This is a genomic window from Neisseria sp. P0021.S007, assembly GCF_051956855.1.
Genome location: NZ_JBQCXA010000433.1, coordinates 1 through 737, shown reverse-complemented (window position 1 = coordinate 737; position 737 = coordinate 1). Strand labels below are relative to the sequence as shown.

Sequence of the window (737 nt, the reverse complement as noted above, 5' to 3'; positions counted from 1 at the left end):
GTGTAGAAGTTGTGCAATTCGGTAATGTGCAGATTTTGTGCACTGCCTTTACTGGTAATGCCGGCTTTCTTGTCCCAAACGAAATTTTGCAGGTTGCGGCTGCCGCCCATAGCCGCCCAGCGTGCGCTGCTGAGGGAAACGCGTTCGCTGCCGGCTTCGAGGTTGAGGCGGTTTTGCAGTTTGAGGTTGAACGCGCCGTTGATATCGAGCGTGTCAACCGTGCCTTTCCATTGGGTTTGGTCTTTGTTGAGGCCGCCGGTGGCGTCGAGGTCGAGCTTGTAGCGTTTGTTGTCCACCGCCATGCTGCTGTTGCCGCGGATGTGGTGGTGCGAGCCTGTGCCACTGATGAGCAGGTTGACGTTGTCAATCATGGCCGCGCCGCCGGAGACGGCGATGTGTTCGCCTTTAATATCGGCACTCAACGGACGGTTGGTATCTGGCGAACCTTTAAGTTTGAAGTCGAGGGTGCGGATGTTGACGGTATCGGCGACTTTGAAGTTGCGCGCTTCGCCGTTCAAATCGGCTTCAAGGGTTTTGAGACCGTCTGAAAAACTGCCGGAGATGTAGCCGCGCGCGTTGAGCAGGCCGCCCAAGCCGAAGCCGAAACGCGACAAATCGGGGGCGGTAATGTTGAGGTTGAGGCGGTCGCCTTTTTTGCCAAAGCTGCCGTTAGTTTTGACGATGTTGCTGCCGAGGGTCAGGTCGGTCAGGGCGCGCGAGAGGTGTTTGTTTTCATA

Annotated in this window: 1 pseudogene; it reads right to left on the bottom strand. The window is 56.6% G+C overall.

Annotated elements, in window-relative coordinates:
- Nucleotides 1-737: pseudogene (locus ACTHUR_RS13830) on the bottom strand (translocation/assembly module TamB domain-containing protein); the annotation flags it as partial.